Annotated in this window: 11 protein-coding genes; 1 reads left to right on the top strand and 10 read right to left on the bottom strand. The window is 65.6% G+C overall.

What is annotated here, in order from left to right:
* Positions 1-141: 141 nt before the first annotated feature.
* Positions 142-2,205 (top strand): polyphosphate kinase 1, encoded by a 2,064-nt coding sequence (gene ppk1 / locus G3N62_RS05380; RefSeq protein WP_049029359.1) that lies wholly within the window; start codon positions 142-144, stop codon positions 2,203-2,205.
* 95 nt (positions 2,206-2,300) lie between these two features.
* Here the strand turns inward: ppk1 and phoR are convergent, their stop codons facing one another.
* The 10 genes from phoR to ftsH all read right to left on the bottom strand — a co-directional run bounded on the left by phoR (position 2,301) and on the right by ftsH (position 13,718).
* Positions 2,301-3,620 (bottom strand): phosphate regulon sensor histidine kinase PhoR, encoded by a 1,320-nt coding sequence (phoR, locus tag G3N62_RS05385; protein WP_034186664.1) that lies wholly within the window; start codon positions 3,618-3,620, stop codon positions 2,301-2,303.
* Positions 3,621-3,677: 57 nt separating this feature from the next.
* The gene (phoB, locus tag G3N62_RS05390) at positions 3,678-4,379 is read right to left on the bottom strand and encodes a phosphate regulon transcriptional regulator PhoB (RefSeq protein WP_006750313.1); all 702 of its coding nucleotides are present in this window, start codon (positions 4,377-4,379) and stop codon (positions 3,678-3,680) included.
* A 32-nt stretch (positions 4,380-4,411) separates the two neighbouring features.
* A complete protein-coding gene (gene phoU / locus G3N62_RS05395) occupies positions 4,412-5,116 on the bottom strand; it encodes a phosphate signaling complex protein PhoU (protein ID WP_034186663.1) in 705 nt (234 codons plus the stop codon).
* 18 nt (positions 5,117-5,134) lie between these two features.
* On the bottom strand, positions 5,135-5,983 hold the full coding sequence (gene pstB / locus G3N62_RS05400; protein WP_034186662.1) for a phosphate ABC transporter ATP-binding protein PstB: 849 nt from the start codon (positions 5,981-5,983) through the stop codon (positions 5,135-5,137).
* A 15-nt stretch (positions 5,984-5,998) separates the two neighbouring features.
* A complete protein-coding gene (gene pstA, locus G3N62_RS05405) occupies positions 5,999-6,892 on the bottom strand; it encodes a phosphate ABC transporter permease PstA (RefSeq protein ID WP_034186661.1) in 894 nt (297 codons plus the stop codon).
* Entirely contained in the window at positions 6,889-7,872 is a 984-nt protein-coding gene (gene pstC / locus G3N62_RS05410; RefSeq protein WP_059557054.1) for a phosphate ABC transporter permease PstC, read from the bottom strand. The genes pstA and pstC overlap by 4 nt, the downstream gene beginning before the upstream one ends.
* A gap of 94 nt (positions 7,873-7,966) precedes the next feature.
* Complete coding sequence (gene pstS / locus G3N62_RS05415) at positions 7,967-9,001, bottom strand: phosphate ABC transporter substrate-binding protein PstS (RefSeq protein WP_069245608.1); 1,035 nt, start codon at positions 8,999-9,001, stop codon at positions 7,967-7,969.
* A 463-nt stretch (positions 9,002-9,464) separates the two neighbouring features.
* Complete coding sequence (gene glmM / locus G3N62_RS05420) at positions 9,465-10,820, bottom strand: phosphoglucosamine mutase (RefSeq protein WP_034186658.1); 1,356 nt, start codon at positions 10,818-10,820, stop codon at positions 9,465-9,467.
* A 27-nt stretch (positions 10,821-10,847) separates the two neighbouring features.
* Positions 10,848-11,789: a dihydropteroate synthase gene (folP, locus tag G3N62_RS05425; protein ID WP_051700904.1), complete on the bottom strand. Its 942-nt coding sequence runs from the start codon at positions 11,787-11,789 to the stop codon at positions 10,848-10,850.
* A 30-nt stretch (positions 11,790-11,819) separates the two neighbouring features.
* A complete protein-coding gene (ftsH, locus tag G3N62_RS05430) occupies positions 11,820-13,718 on the bottom strand; it encodes an ATP-dependent zinc metalloprotease FtsH (protein WP_034186656.1) in 1,899 nt (632 codons plus the stop codon).
* Between the last annotated feature and the right edge of the window lie 54 nt (positions 13,719-13,772).

The following is a 13,772-nucleotide window of genomic DNA, read 5'->3' on the forward strand; positions in this document are numbered from 1 at the left end:
GCCGAAACATTTATGCGACGAAATGGTTAAGGCGTAGAATTTCCCGATATAAATACATGATTGTCATCAGCACGTCATCGTACCGTGAGAGTTTCCGAGCGTCCTTTCGAATCATCGCCTGAACTGCCCCCTACTCTGCCGATGTCCGTCCGTTATCCGCTTCTCAATCGTGAACTCGGCATCCTCGGTTTCAACGAGCGCGTGCTGGCCCAGGCGGCCGATCCGCAAGTCCCGTTGCTCGAGCGCCTCCGCTTCATCTGCATCACCAGCAGCAACCTCGACGAATTCTTCGAAGTCCGGATGGCCGGCCTTCAGGAACAGATCCGTGACAATCCCGGCGCGCTGACGCCCGACGGCATGTCGTTGCAGCACGCTTACGACCTCGTCGTCGAACGCGCGCAGCGGCTCGTCCATCGACAGTACACGATGCTGCACGAAACCGTGCTGCCCGCGCTCGAACAGGAAGGCATCTACTTCCACGCGAGCGACACGTGGAACGACGAGCAGCTCGAATGGGCGCGGCACTACTTCCTCGACGAGCTGCTGCCCGTGCTGACGCCGATCGGCCTCGATCCGGCCCACCCGTTCCCGCGCGTGCTCAACAAGAGCCTGAACTTCGTCGTCGAGCTCGAAGGCCGCGACGCGTTCGGCCGTCAGGCGGTGATGGGCATCGTGCAGGCGCCGCGTGCGCTGCCGCGTGTCGTGCGCATGCCGCACGCGCTGTCGGGCTTCGAGCACGGCTTCGTGCTGCTGAGTTCGTTCATGCAGCGCTTCGTCGGCGAACTCTTCCCGCAACTCGTCGTGAAGAGCTGCAACCAGTTCCGCATCACGCGCAACAGCGAGCTGTTCGTCGACGAGGACGAAATCACGAACCTGCGCGTCGCGCTGCAGGGCGAGCTGCCCGCACGCCACCTCGGCAACGCGGTGCGTCTCGAAGTGTCGGCCGACACGCCGGCGCACATCGTGCGCCGCCTGCTCGAGGAAAGCGAGCTCGGCGAAAAGGACTGCTATCGCGTGGCCGGTTCCGTGAACCTCGTGCGGCTGATGCAGATTCCCGATCTCGTCGACCGCCCCGACCTGAAGTTCGCGCCGTTCACCGCGTCGACCCCGGCCGCGATCACGAACGCGCCGACGATGTTCGACGCGATCGACGACGGCGACATCCTGCTGCACCACCCGTACGAGAGCTTCCAGCCCGTGCTCGAACTGCTGCAGCAGGCCGCGAGGGACCCGAGCGTCGTCGCGATCAAGCAGACGATCTACCGCACCGGCACCGATTCGCCGCTGATGGACGCGCTGATGGAAGCCGCGCGCAACGGCAAGGAAGTGACCGTCGTCGTCGAGCTGCTCGCGCGCTTCGACGAGGAGACCAACATCAACTGGGCGTCGCAGCTCGAAGCCGTCGGCGCGCATGTCGTGTACGGCGTGGTCGGCCACAAGTGCCACGCGAAGATGATGCTGATCGTGCGGCGCGTCGTGCAGGGCGGCAAGGCATCGCTGCGCCGCTACGTGCACCTCGGCACCGGCAACTACCACCCGCGCACGGCGCGCCTCTACACCGACTTCGGGCTGATGACGGCCGACCAGAAGATCTGCGAGGACGTCCACCACGTTTTCCAGCAACTGACGGGAATCGGCGGCGAGCTCACGCTGCACGAGCTGTGGCAGTCGCCGTTCACGCTGCATCCGCGCATCATCGACGCGATCGGTGCGGAAATCGACAATGCGCGCGCCGGCAAGCGTGCGCGCATCGTCGCGAAGATGAACGCGCTGCTGGAGCCGTCGGTGATCGCCGCGCTGTACGAAGCGTCGCAGGCCGGCGTGAAGGTCGACCTGATCGTGCGCGGCGTCTGCGCGCTGAAGCCCGGCGTGCCGGGGCTGTCGGAAAACATCACGGTGCGCTCGATCGTCGGCCGCTTCCTCGAGCACCACCGGATCTACTACTTCCATGCGGGCGGCGCCGAGGACGTCTATCTGTCGAGCGCCGACTGGATGGACCGCAACCTGTTCCGCCGCGTCGAAGTCGCGTTCCCGGTCCGCGAGCGCAAGCTCAAGCGGCGCGTGATCGCCGAAGGCCTGTCGGTGTGTCTCGGCGACAACCAATCGGCATGGCAGATGCACAGCGACGGCCACTACCGCCGCCGTCGCGCCGGCAAGACGCTCCGCAACGCGCAGCTCGGATTGCTCGCGAAGTTCTGCTCGTGAGCCGTCGGCGCGCCGCCAGTCGCGCGAAGCCTCGCGCATGAAAAAGAGCAGCCCGCGGGCTGCTCTTTTGTTTCGAACGTCGGAACGCTACGCGGTCACGCCTCGTACGCGGCCGGCCGGATCGCGATGACGCGCGAACCCGGGAACCGCGCGGTGAACGTACTGCCGCGCCCTTCCTCGCTCTGCACGTACAGGTGCGCGTCGTGCCGCTGCAGCACGTGCTTGACGATCGCCAGCCCGAGGCCCGTGCCGCCGGTGTCGCGCGAACGGCTGCGGTCGACGCGGTAGAAGCGCTCGGTGAGCCGCGGCAGGTCGGCGGCCGGAATGCCGAAGCCGCTGTCCGTGACGGAAAACACGCCCTGCGCGCCCTCGCGCCGCCACGTGACGACGATCTTGCCGCCTTCCGGCGTATAGCGGATCGCGTTCGTGACGAGGTTCGCGAACGCGCTGAACAGCTCCGTCTGCGCCCCCGTCACGCCGAGCGTCTCGTCGATCATGAACGCGATGTCGTGATGCCCGTTCGACAGCGTCTGCGCATCCTCCTTCAGATGGTCGAACACGGCGCGCATGTCGATCGCGTGATCGAGCGGCGGCTTGCTCTCGCCTTCGAGCTTCGCGAGCACCAGCAGGTCGGTCACGATGTGCCGCATGCGCGACGCCTGCTGCTCCATCATGTCGAGATAACGCGCGCGGTCTTCCTCGTTCAGCGGCAACTCGCGCATCGTCTCGAGAAAGCCCGACAGCACGGTGAGCGGCGTCTTCAGCTCGTGCGACACGTTCGCGACGAAGTCGCGCCGCATCGCGTCGGTGCGTTCGAGCTCGGTGATGTCTTGCGTGAGCAGCAGCTTGCGGTTCTCGCCGTACGGAAACACCTGCACTTCCAGCACGTTCTGCCGCGAGTCGCCCATGCCGCGCATCACGAGCGTCTCGTCGTATAGCTGCGCGTTCAGGTAGCGGACGAAATCGGGATGGCGCACCAGGTTCGTGATGTGCTGGCGCAGGTCGCGCTTCGCGTCGAGGCCGAAATGAACCTCGGCGATCGCGTTGCACCACTCGATCTGGTCGTGGTCGTCGAGCATCGCGACGCCATTGGGCGACGCCTGGATCGCCTGGATGAAGCGCGAATGCTGCTGCTCGACCTGCCGCACCTGCGCATGCCACTGCTTCGCGAGTTTGTGCAGGCGATAGTAGATTTCGCCCCAGATGCCCGGCGCGCTCGGCACTTCGCCGTAGACGGGCGCGTCGAGCAGGCGCCACAGACGCTGCGTATGGAAGGTGCTGAAAAAGCCCTGCGCGACCAGCATCACGACCACGAACACGAGGCCCGCGGTCGGGCCGGCGAAAACGCCGACCAATACGCCGATCAGCACGAGCAGCACGAGCGACACCAGAAAGCGCGCCCAGATGATGTTCATGATTCAGCGTCCGAAAGAATGAACGGCATGCCGTGGCACACGGCATGCGCGGATACGTTACGCGTGCTTGGCGAGCCGGTAGCCGCTGCCGCGCACGGTCTCGATCATCGCATCGCAACCGGCCGGTTTCAAGGCCGCGCGCAATCGCTTGATGTGCACGTCGACGGTACGCTCCTCGACGAACACGTGGTCGCCCCATACCTGGTCGAGCAGTTGCGTTCGGCTGTGGACGCGCTCCGGATGCGTCATGAAGAAATGCAGCAGGCGGAACTCGGTCGGGCCGAGATCGAGCTTGATCTCGCTGCCATCACCGTGCGCGGCGACGCGATGCGTGGCCGGGTCGAGGCGCAGCCCGTTGATCGACACGACGTCCTCGGTCAGCTGCGGCGCACGGCGGCGCAGCACGGCCTTGATCCGCGCCATCAGCTCCTTCGGCGAGAACGGCTTCGTCACGTAGTCGTCCGCGCCGATTTCGAGGCCGAGCACCTTGTCCTGCTCGTCGCCGCGGGCAGTCAGCATGATGATCGGGATGTGCTTGGTCCGTTCGTTGTTGCGCAGGTCGCGCGCGAACGCAATACCGGACTTGCCCGGCAGCATCCAGTCGAGCAGCACGAGATCGGGCAGCACATCGCTGATCAGGTTCTGCGCCTGTTCGGCGTTGTACGCACGGATCGGGCAGTGACCGGCGTGCTGGAGATTCACCGAGATCAGTTCGGAAATCGCGGGCTCATCTTCAACGACGAGAATGTTGCTGGGCATCGGCACCTCTGTTTTTCCTGTGCTGGGTCGTATTAACTGTTGGCTTCACGGTCGAGCGTGTCGCGCGGCTGGTGCCGCACGTCCGTGCCCTTCACGATGTAGATGATGAATTCGGCGATGTTCTTCGCGTGGTCGCCGATCCGCTCGATCGCCTTCGCGATGAACAGGTACTCGAGGCCGACCGAGATCGTGCGCGGATCTTCCTGCATGTACGACACGAGCTTGCGCACGAACGCGCGGAATTCCAGGTCGATCTCCTTGTCGTCCTTGACGATCTGCGCGGCCGCGACCGTGTCGAGGCGCGCAAACGCGTCGAGCGCGCGGCGCAGGATCGTCACGGCCATCTCGCCCGACACCTTGATCTCGGCGATGTTGACCGCGCGCGCGGCCGGCTCGTCGACCAGGCGGCGCACGCGCTTGGCGATCTTCTCGGCCTCGTCGCCGGCGCGCTCGAGGTTCGTAATCGTTTTCGAAATCGACATCAAAAGGCGCAGGTCGCGCGCGGCCGGCTGCCTCCGCGCGATGATGTTGCCGCACTCCTGGTCGATGTCGACTTCCATCGCGTTCAGCGTTTCCTCGGCCGCGATCACCTTCTCGGCCGTCTCGCGGTCGAACTCGTTCAGCGCGTACATCGCGCCGACGATCTGCGACTCGACGAGGCCGCCCATTTCCAGCACTTTCGACGACACGGCATTCAGGTCCGCATCGAACTGGCTCGACAGATGTTTATCCGACATGGCTGTTGTTCTCCGTCATCAACCGAAACGGCCGGTGATGTAGTCTTCCGTTTCCTTGCGCACCGGCTTGATGAAGATCTTTTCGGTCTCGCCGAACTCGATCAGCTCGCCCAGGTACATGTAGGCCGTGTAATCCGAGCAGCGTGCGGCCTGCTGCATGTTGTGCGTGACGATCACGACCGTGTAGTCGCTCTTCAGCTCCGCGATCAGCTCTTCGATGCGGCCCGTCGAGATCGGGTCGAGCGCCGAGCACGGCTCGTCGAGCAGCAGCACTTCCGGACGGATCGCAATGCCGCGCGCGATGCACAGGCGCTGCTGCTGGCCGCCCGACAGGCCGTAGCCGCTCTGGCCCAGCTTGTCCTTCACTTCGTTCCACAGAGCAGCCTTCGTGAGCGCCCACTCGACGCGGTCGTCCATTTCCGAGCGCGTGAGCTTTTCGAACATCTTCACGCCGAACGCGATGTTGTCGTAGATCGACATCGGGAACGGGGTCGGCTTCTGGAACACCATGCCGATCCGCGCGCGCAGCAGCGAGATGTCGCGCTTCGTCGTCAGCAGGTTCTCGCCGTCCATCAGGATTTCGCCTTCGGCGCGCTGCTCCGGGTAGAGCGCGAACATCTTGTTGAACGTGCGCAGCAGCGTCGACTTGCCGCAACCCGACGGGCCGATGAACGCGGTCACCTTGCCGTCCGGAATACGCAGGTTGATGTTCTTCAGCGCATGGAACTTGTTGTAGAAGAAGTTGAGGTTGTTGACCTCGATCTTCGCGTTCAGCGGCGCGAGCGGGCGATCGTTCGCCGCGTCATGCGTGCCGGCCGGCGCAGCGGTGCGCTCGACGGGATTCAGGTGGCTCTCTGCCATATTCATCGGATTGCTCCGCCGTTACTTTTTCGAGAAGATCGAGCGCGCCAGGACGTTGAGTCCGAGCACCCCGAGCGTAATCAGGAACACGCCCGCCCATGCGAGCGACTGCCACTCCGCGAACGGGCTCATCGCGAACTTGTAGATCGTGACCGGCAGGTTCGCCATCGGCTGGCTCATGTCCCACGAGAAGAACTGGTTCGACAGCGCGGTGAACAGCAACGGCGCCGTTTCGCCGGCAATCCGTGCGACCGCGAGCAGCACGCCCGTCACGATCCCGCCGACGGATGCGCGCAGCGTGATCTTCAGCACCATCCGCCACTTCGGCGTACCGAGCGCGAAGGCCGCTTCGCGCAGCGCATTCGGCACGAGCTTCAGCATGTTCTCGGTCGTGCGGATCACGATCGGAATCTGCAGCAGGGCGAGCGCGATGACGCCGGCCCAGCCCGAGAAGCGTCCCGATTTCGCCACGACGATCGCGTACACGAACAGGCCGATGACGATCGACGGCGCCGACAGCAGGATGTCGTTGATGAAGCGGATCGTGCTCGCCAGCAGGTTCTTCTGGCCGTATTCGGCGAGATAGACGCCCGCGAGGATGCCGATCGGCGTGCCGACCAGCGTGCCGAATCCGCACAGCAGCAGACTGCCGACGATCGCGTTCGCGAGACCGCCGCCTTCCGTGTTCGGCGCCGGCGTCGATTCGGTGAACAGCTGCAGCGACAGGCCGCCGATACCGAGGTGCACCGTCGTGTAGAGAATCCACACGAGCCACAGCAGGCCGAACGCCATCGCGCCGAGCGACGCGGTAAGCGCGATCGCGTTGATCGCCTTGCGCTTGCGCTGCAGGCGGTTGCGCATCGCGTCGAGCACGGCGCCGTCGGCTCCCGGGAAATTCATGATGGGCTCGCTCATTTCTTGCCCTCTCCCTTCTCGAGACGAAGCAGCAGCAGTTTGGAGATGGACAGCACGATGAACGTGATCACGAAGAGAATCAGGCCGAGTTCCATCAGCGCGGACGTATGCAGGCCCGGCTGCGCTTCGGCGAATTCGTTCGCGAGCGCCGACGTGATGCTGTTGCCCGGCGCGAACAGCGATACGCTGTCGAGCAGGTTGGTGTTGCCGATCACGAAGGTCACGGCCATCGTTTCGCCGAGCGCGCGGCCGAGGCCGAGCATCACGCCGCCGATCACGCCGGTCTTCGTGTAGGGCAGCACGACCTTCCACATCACTTCCCAGGTCGTGCAGCCGATCCCGTACGCGGATTCCTTCAGCAGCACGGGCGTGACCTCGAACACGTCGCGCATCACCGACGCGATGTACGGGATGATCATGATCGCGAGGATCACGCCGGCCGCGAGGATGCCGATGCCGATCGGCGGGCCCGCCGTCAGCGGACCGAGCACCCAGACGTCCTTGAACAGGCGGCCGATCGGCTTCTGGAAGTATTCGGCGAAGATCGGCGCGAACACGAGCAGGCCCCACATGCCGTACACGATCGACGGAATCGCGGCGAGCAGCTCGATCGCGATGCCGAGCGGGCGGCGCAGCCAGACGGGCGACAATTCGGTGAGGAACAGTGCGATGCCGAAGCTGACGGGCACCGCGATGACGAGCGCAATGAGCGACGTCACGATCGTGCCGTAGATCGGCACGAGTGCGCCGTAGATGTCCGAGTTGGGATCCCACTCGGATTGCCACAGGAAACCGAGGCCGAACTTCTCGATGGTCGGCATCGACGCAACGATCAGGGAAACGATGATCCCGCCCAGCAGCAGCAGGGTCACGATCGCGGCGAGCCGAGCGAGGCCGCCGAACAGGACATCCCCGAGACGACCCGGCGCGCGCTGCGCACCGTCGGACGATCGGGAGGACGTGTAGGAAATATCAGACATGGGTGCCTGCTTTTGATCGCCGGGCGCCATGACGCCCGGCTTTACCGCACACACTGCCCGGCCGGCGCGGCCGGGCAGCGAACCGCTGCATTGCTTACTCGGCGGCGACCGACTTGCCCGAAGCGTCCGTTACCTTCGTCTTCCACTGCTTGCGGATTTCCGTCTCGACCGCCGACGGCAGCGAGATGTAGTCGAGGCTGTCGGCAGCCTTCTCGCCGTTCTTGAACGCCCAGCTGAAGAACTTCAGCGTTTCGGCGCCCTGCTCCGGCTTGTCCTGCTTCGCGTGCAGCAGCACGAACGTCGCGCCGACGACCGGCCATGCGTCCTTGCCCGGCTGGTTCGTCAGGATCTGGTAGAACGACTTCGACCAGTTCGCGCCGGCCGCGGCCGCCTTGAACGTTTCCGTCTTCGGCTCGACCACCGTGCCCGTCGAGTTCTTCAGGGCCGTGTAGACCATGTTGTTCTTCTTCGCGTACGCCCATTCGACGTAGCCGATCGCGCCCGGCAGGCGCTGCACGAAGGCCGCGACGCCGTCGTTGCCCTTGCCGCCCGTGCCCGTCGGCCAGTTGACCGTCGTGCCTTCGCCGATCTTCGACTTCCACTCGTCGTTGACCTTCGACAGGTAGTTCGTCCAGATGAAGCTGGTGCCCGAACCGTCAGCGCGGCGAACCACGGCGATGTCCGTATCCGGCAGCTTGACCTTCGGGTTCAGCGCGGCGATCGCCGGGTCGTTCCACTTCTTGATCTTGCCGAGGTAGATGTCGCCGAGCACCGGGCCCGACAGCGTCAGTTCGCCGGCCTTCACGCCCGGCACGTTGACGACCGGCACCACGCCGCCGACCACCGTCGGGAACTGGAACAGGCCTTCCTTCGCAAGCTCTTCATCCTTCAGCGGAGCGTCCGAACCGGCAAAATCGACCGTCTTCGCGATGATCTGCTTCAGGCCGCCCGACGAGCCGATGCCCTGGTAGTTGACCTTCGAACCGCCGGACTGCTGGTAGTCGGCAGCCCATTTCGTATAGATCGGCATCGCGAACGTGCTGCCTGCGCCCGTGATGTCGGCAGCGTGGGCGGCGACGGCGAAAAGCGCGCCAGCCAGGCCGGCAATCGCGGTTTGCATCAATTTCATGAGACCTCCAGTGTGTGAGCGGATGACTACGGCACCGCGAAGGTTAGGGGCTCCTCATGACGGTAATGTGACAATCGATGAAACTGGCGTGACAGTAACATGACTGGTTGAAAGGGAATAGCGAGGGGGCGCGGGCGGCGCCTGGGCGGCACCGGAACGGCCATGGCGGCAAGAATTGCCTGCCTGGCAAGGACCTGGCGGACACCCGATTCGCGGGTGGACCGGCGGATCGCCGCGGGGCGCCGGCGAGGCGGGAAGCCCTGCCGGTGGCGGGCTGGATATCCGGGGTCGGAGGATTTATCTGGTCGGAAGCATGCGCGTGCGGAAACACACGCCCAAAACACATCTATATATCGCAAACCTTTGCGTCTGACGAAATGGCGGCGCCCCGAAGGCGCCGCCCGGTCATTCGTCGGAACGCCGGCGCGCGGGCGACGGGACTGCCGCGCGCCGCCACCCCGCATCAGGTTGTCGCGGCGCGCACCGCGTCGGCGATTGTCTCCGCATGGCGCACCGCGTCGGCCGCCTGCTGCGCCTCGACCATCACACGCAGCACGGGCTCGGTGCCCGATGCGCGGATCAGCACGCGGCCGCGGCCGGCGAGCGCGGCCTCCGCCGCGTCGATCGCCGCGCGAATCGATGCGCTGCCCTTCCAGTCGGCACCCGGCTTCATCCGCACGTTGATCAGCTTCTGCGGGAACAGCGTGACGCCGTCGAGCATCTGCGCGAGCGTACGGCCGCCGCGCTTCAGCGCGGCCAGCACGAGCAGCGCCGACACGATGCCGTCGCCGGTCGAATGCCGGTCGAGCGACAGGATGTGGCCCGACCCTTCCGCGCCGAGCTGCCAGCCGTGTTCGCGCAACTGCTCGAGCACGTAGCGGTCGCCGACCGCCGCGCGGACGAACTTCACACCCTCGCGTTGCAACGCGACTTCGACCGCGAGGTTCGTCATCAGCGTGCCGACCGCGCCGTCGACCTTGCCGTCCGTCGCGATCCGGTCCTTCACGAGCACGTAGAGGAGTTCGTCGCCGTTGTACAGGCGACCGGTCGAATCGACGACCTGCAGGCGGTCCGCATCGCCGTCGAGCGCAATGCCGAGATCGGCGTGGTTCGCCCGCACCGCGCGCACGAGCGCGTCCGGCGCGGTCGCACCGACGCCGTCGTTGATGTTGAAGCCGTTCGGCGCGACGCCGATCGGGATCACGTCCGCGCCAAGCTCGTGGAATACGTGCGGCGCGATCTGGTAGGCGGCGCCGTGCGCGCAATCGATCACGAGCTTCAGCCCGCGCAGGTCGAACGCGGCCGGGAACGTGCTCTTGCAGAACTCGATGTAGCGGCCTGCCGCGTCGTCGAGGCGGCGCGCCTTGCCGAGGCCGTCGGACGACGCGCACTCGAGCGGCTTGTCGAGCCACGCTTCGATCGCGGCTTCCGTGTCGTCGGGCAGCTTGTTGCCGTCAGCCGAGAAAAACTTGATCCCGTTGTCGTGATACGGGTTGTGCGATGCACTGATCACGACACCGGCCGACAGGCGCAGCGCGCGCGTCAGGTACGCGACGCCCGGCGTCGGCATCGGGCCGGCCAGCATCACGTCGACGCCCGCCGCCGAGAAGCCGGCCTCGAGTGCGGCCTCGAGCATGTAGCCCGACACGCGGGTGTCCTTGCCGATCAGCACGGTCGGACGCGCGCCCGCCGCGACGTCGGCCGAACCGGCCAGCACCTTGCCCGCCGCATAACCGAGACGCAATACGAAATCCGGTGTGATGGGTGCCTCGCCCACCGTGCCGCGAATGCCGTCCGTGCCGAAATATCGACGTCCCATGGGATCCTTTCTCCTTCGTCTTTTGACTTATCGTTGCCGCGCGGCTTCGCGCACGGCATTCCACACTTTCAATGCATCGACCGTCGCCGCGACGTCGTGCACGCGCACGATCGCGGCACCGCGCCCGACCGCGCACAACGCGGCGGCCACGCTCGCCGCGACGCGCTCCATCGGCGGCTTGCCGCCGATCACCGCGCCGAGCATCGACTTGCGCGACATGCCCGCGAGTATCGGATATGCCCGCCCGTCGGGCCGCAGGGGCGCCGTGTCCGGCAACGCGGCCAGCAGCGCATAGTTGTCGTCGACGACCGCCTTGCCGAACCCGAAACCGGGATCGACGCAGATCCGCTCCGGGGCAATGCCCGCGTCGCGCAGCGCCTGCGCACGCACGGCGAGAAAATCGCGCACGTCGGTCACCACATCGCCGTAGTCGGGTTCGCCGACCTGCATCGTCTGCGGCTCGCCGAGCATGTGCATCGCGCACAGTCCGCTGTTGCCCTCGCGCACCGCGTCGATCGCGCCTGGCTGGCGGAACCCCCAGATGTCGTTGATCAGGTCCGCGCCGGCGGCCAGCGCCGCGCGCATCACGGCCGGCTTGTACGTGTCGATCGACAGCGGCACGTTCAGCGGCCGCAGCGCCTCGACGAGCGGAATCACGCGCGCCAGCTCCTCGTCGAGCGGCACGGGCGGTGCGCCGGGGCGCGTCGATTCGCCGCCGATGTCGAGGATATCCGCGCCGTCGGCAATCATCCGCTCGGCCTGGCGCAGCGCATCGTCGCGCGCGAGGAAGCGGCCGCCGTCGGAGAACGAATCGGGCGTGGCGTTGAGGATGCCCATCACGAGCGGGCGCTCGAACGTCAGCTCGAAGCGGCCGCACTGGAGGGGCGCGGGAATGAACGGGGACACAGCGGAATCGGACACGAGCGACTGGCGTGGATGAATGCAAAACGGGCCGGTGTGAAGCCACACCAGCCCGTGAACGGTGCTAAAGCGGAGAGATTACGCCGCCGGCGTAGCCGGCGCCGGTGCGTTGCCGGGCTTGACCTCGGCGCTGCTGCCACCGCCCGACGAATCGCCGCCGACCGCCGCCGAGCTCTTCGGCGAACGCGGCGGACGACCTTCCATGATGTCGTTGATCTGATCGGCGTCGATCGTCTCCCACTCCATCAGGGCGGCCGTCATCGCCTCGACCTTGTCGCGGTTCTCCTCGAGCAGACGGCGCGCAAGGCCGTACTGCTCGTCGAGCACGCGGCGGATTTCCGAGTCGACCTTCTGCTGCGTCGCTTCCGAAATCGTGCGCGTGAAACCGCGGCCGAACGGCGATGCATCGTTTTCGTCGTCGACGTAGACCATCGGCCCGAGCGCGTCGGTCATGCCGAAACGGGCGACCATCGCACGCGCCGTCTGCGTCGCCTTGTTGAAGTCGTCCGATGCGCCGGTGCTGACGAGGTTCATGAACAGCTCTTCCGCCACGCGGCCACCGAACAGGATCGCGAGGCGATCCATCAGGTAGTCCTTCGAGTACGTCTCGTTGTCGTGCTCCGGCAACTGCCACGTGACGCCCAGCGCACGGCCGCGCGGAATGATCGTGACCTTGTGCACGGGGTCGGCCTTCGGCAGCAGCTTCGCGATCACCGCGTGGCCCGACTCGTGATACGCGGTCGCACGCTTCGCTTCCTCGCGGATCACGGCCGACTTGCGCTCCGGACCCATGAAGATCTTGTCCTTCGCGTCCTCGAAGTCCTGCATCTCGACGATGCGCTTGCCGCGGCGGGCGGCGAACAGCGCGGCTTCGTTCACGAGGTTCGCGAGATCGGCGCCGGAGAAGCCCGGCGTGCCGCGTGCGATGACGGCCGCGTCGACGTCGTTCGCGATCGGCACCTTGCGCAGGTGCACGCGCATGATCTGCTCGCGGCCGCGGATGTCCGGCAGGCCTACATAGACCTGGCGGTCGAAACGGCCCGGACGCAGCAGCGCCTTGTCGAGCACGTCGGAACGGTTGGTCGCGGCGATCACGATCACGCCGGAGTTCGCCTCGAAGCCGTCCATCTCGACGAGCATCTGGTTCAGCGTCTGCTCGCGCTCGTCGTTGCCGCCGCCCATGCCGGCGCCGCGATGACGGCCGACCGCGTCGATTTCGTCGATGAACACGATACACGGTGCATGCTTCTTCGCCTGCTCGAACATGTCGCGCACACGGGCCGCACCGACGCCGACGAACATTTCGACGAAGTCCGAACCCGAGATGCTGAAGAACGGCACCTTCGCTTCACCGGCGATCGCGCGGGCCAGCAGCGTCTTGCCGGTACCCGGCGGGCCGACCAGCAGCACGCCGCGCGGAATGCGGCCGCCCAGCTTCTGGAATTTCTGCGGATCGCGCAGGAAGTCGACGAGCTCGGACACTTCTTCCTTCGCTTCGTCGCAGCCCGCGACGTCGGAGAAGTTCACCGCGTTGTTGTTCTCGTCGATCAGCCGCGCACGCGATTTCCCGAACGAGAATGCGCCGCCTTTGCCGCCTCCCTGCATCTGCCTCATCATGTAGAACCAGAACACGATGATCAGGATCGTCGGCCCGAGGTAGTACAGCGCGGACATCAGCGCGTTCGGCTCGTCGTCGGCCTTGCCGCTGACCTGCACGCCGTACTTCATCAGATCGCCGACCATCCAGATGTCGCCGGGCGACACGATCTGGTATTTCTGGCCATCAGCCGGAGTGACGGTGAGGTTGCGCCCCTGAACGATGACGTTCTTGACCTTGCCGTTCTTGGCGTCGTCCATGAACTGCGAATAGGACACGCCTTCCTGGACGCGGGGCTTGTCGAACTGCTTGAACACCGTAAACAGCACCAGTGCGATCACCAGCCACACCGCTGCCTTCGAAAACATATTGTTGTTCAAAGCACCACTCCTTCACTCGTAGACGAGCGCCTACATTTTCCTTGCGGCGCCCCT

The sequence above is a fragment of the Burkholderia sp. Tr-20355 genome (assembly GCF_017104685.1).
GTDB classification, from domain to species: domain Bacteria; phylum Pseudomonadota; class Gammaproteobacteria; order Burkholderiales; family Burkholderiaceae; genus Burkholderia; species Burkholderia seminalis.

What these genes read in the sequence shown, in the direction of transcription:
- ppk1 (WP_049029359.1), top strand. Translation starts at nt 142, where the DNA reads ATGTCCGTCCGTTATCCGCTTCTCAATCGTGAACTCGGCATCCTCGGT.
- phoR (WP_034186664.1), bottom strand. Translation starts at nt 3,620, where the DNA reads ATGAACATCATCTGGGCGCGCTTTCTGGTGTCGCTCGTGCTGCTCGTG.
- phoB (WP_006750313.1), bottom strand. Translation starts at nt 4,379, where the DNA reads ATGCCCAGCAACATTCTCGTCGTTGAAGATGAGCCCGCGATTTCCGAA.
- phoU (WP_034186663.1), bottom strand. Translation starts at nt 5,116, where the DNA reads ATGTCGGATAAACATCTGTCGAGCCAGTTCGATGCGGACCTGAATGCC.
- pstB (WP_034186662.1), bottom strand. Translation starts at nt 5,983, where the DNA reads ATGAATATGGCAGAGAGCCACCTGAATCCCGTCGAGCGCACCGCTGCG.
- pstA (WP_034186661.1), bottom strand. Translation starts at nt 6,892, where the DNA reads ATGAGCGAGCCCATCATGAATTTCCCGGGAGCCGACGGCGCCGTGCTC.
- pstC (WP_059557054.1), bottom strand. Translation starts at nt 7,872, where the DNA reads ATGTCTGATATTTCCTACACGTCCTCCCGATCGTCCGACGGTGCGCAG.
- pstS (WP_069245608.1), bottom strand. Translation starts at nt 9,001, where the DNA reads ATGAAATTGATGCAAACCGCGATTGCCGGCCTGGCTGGCGCGCTTTTC.
- glmM (WP_034186658.1), bottom strand. Translation starts at nt 10,820, where the DNA reads ATGGGACGTCGATATTTCGGCACGGACGGCATTCGCGGCACGGTGGGC.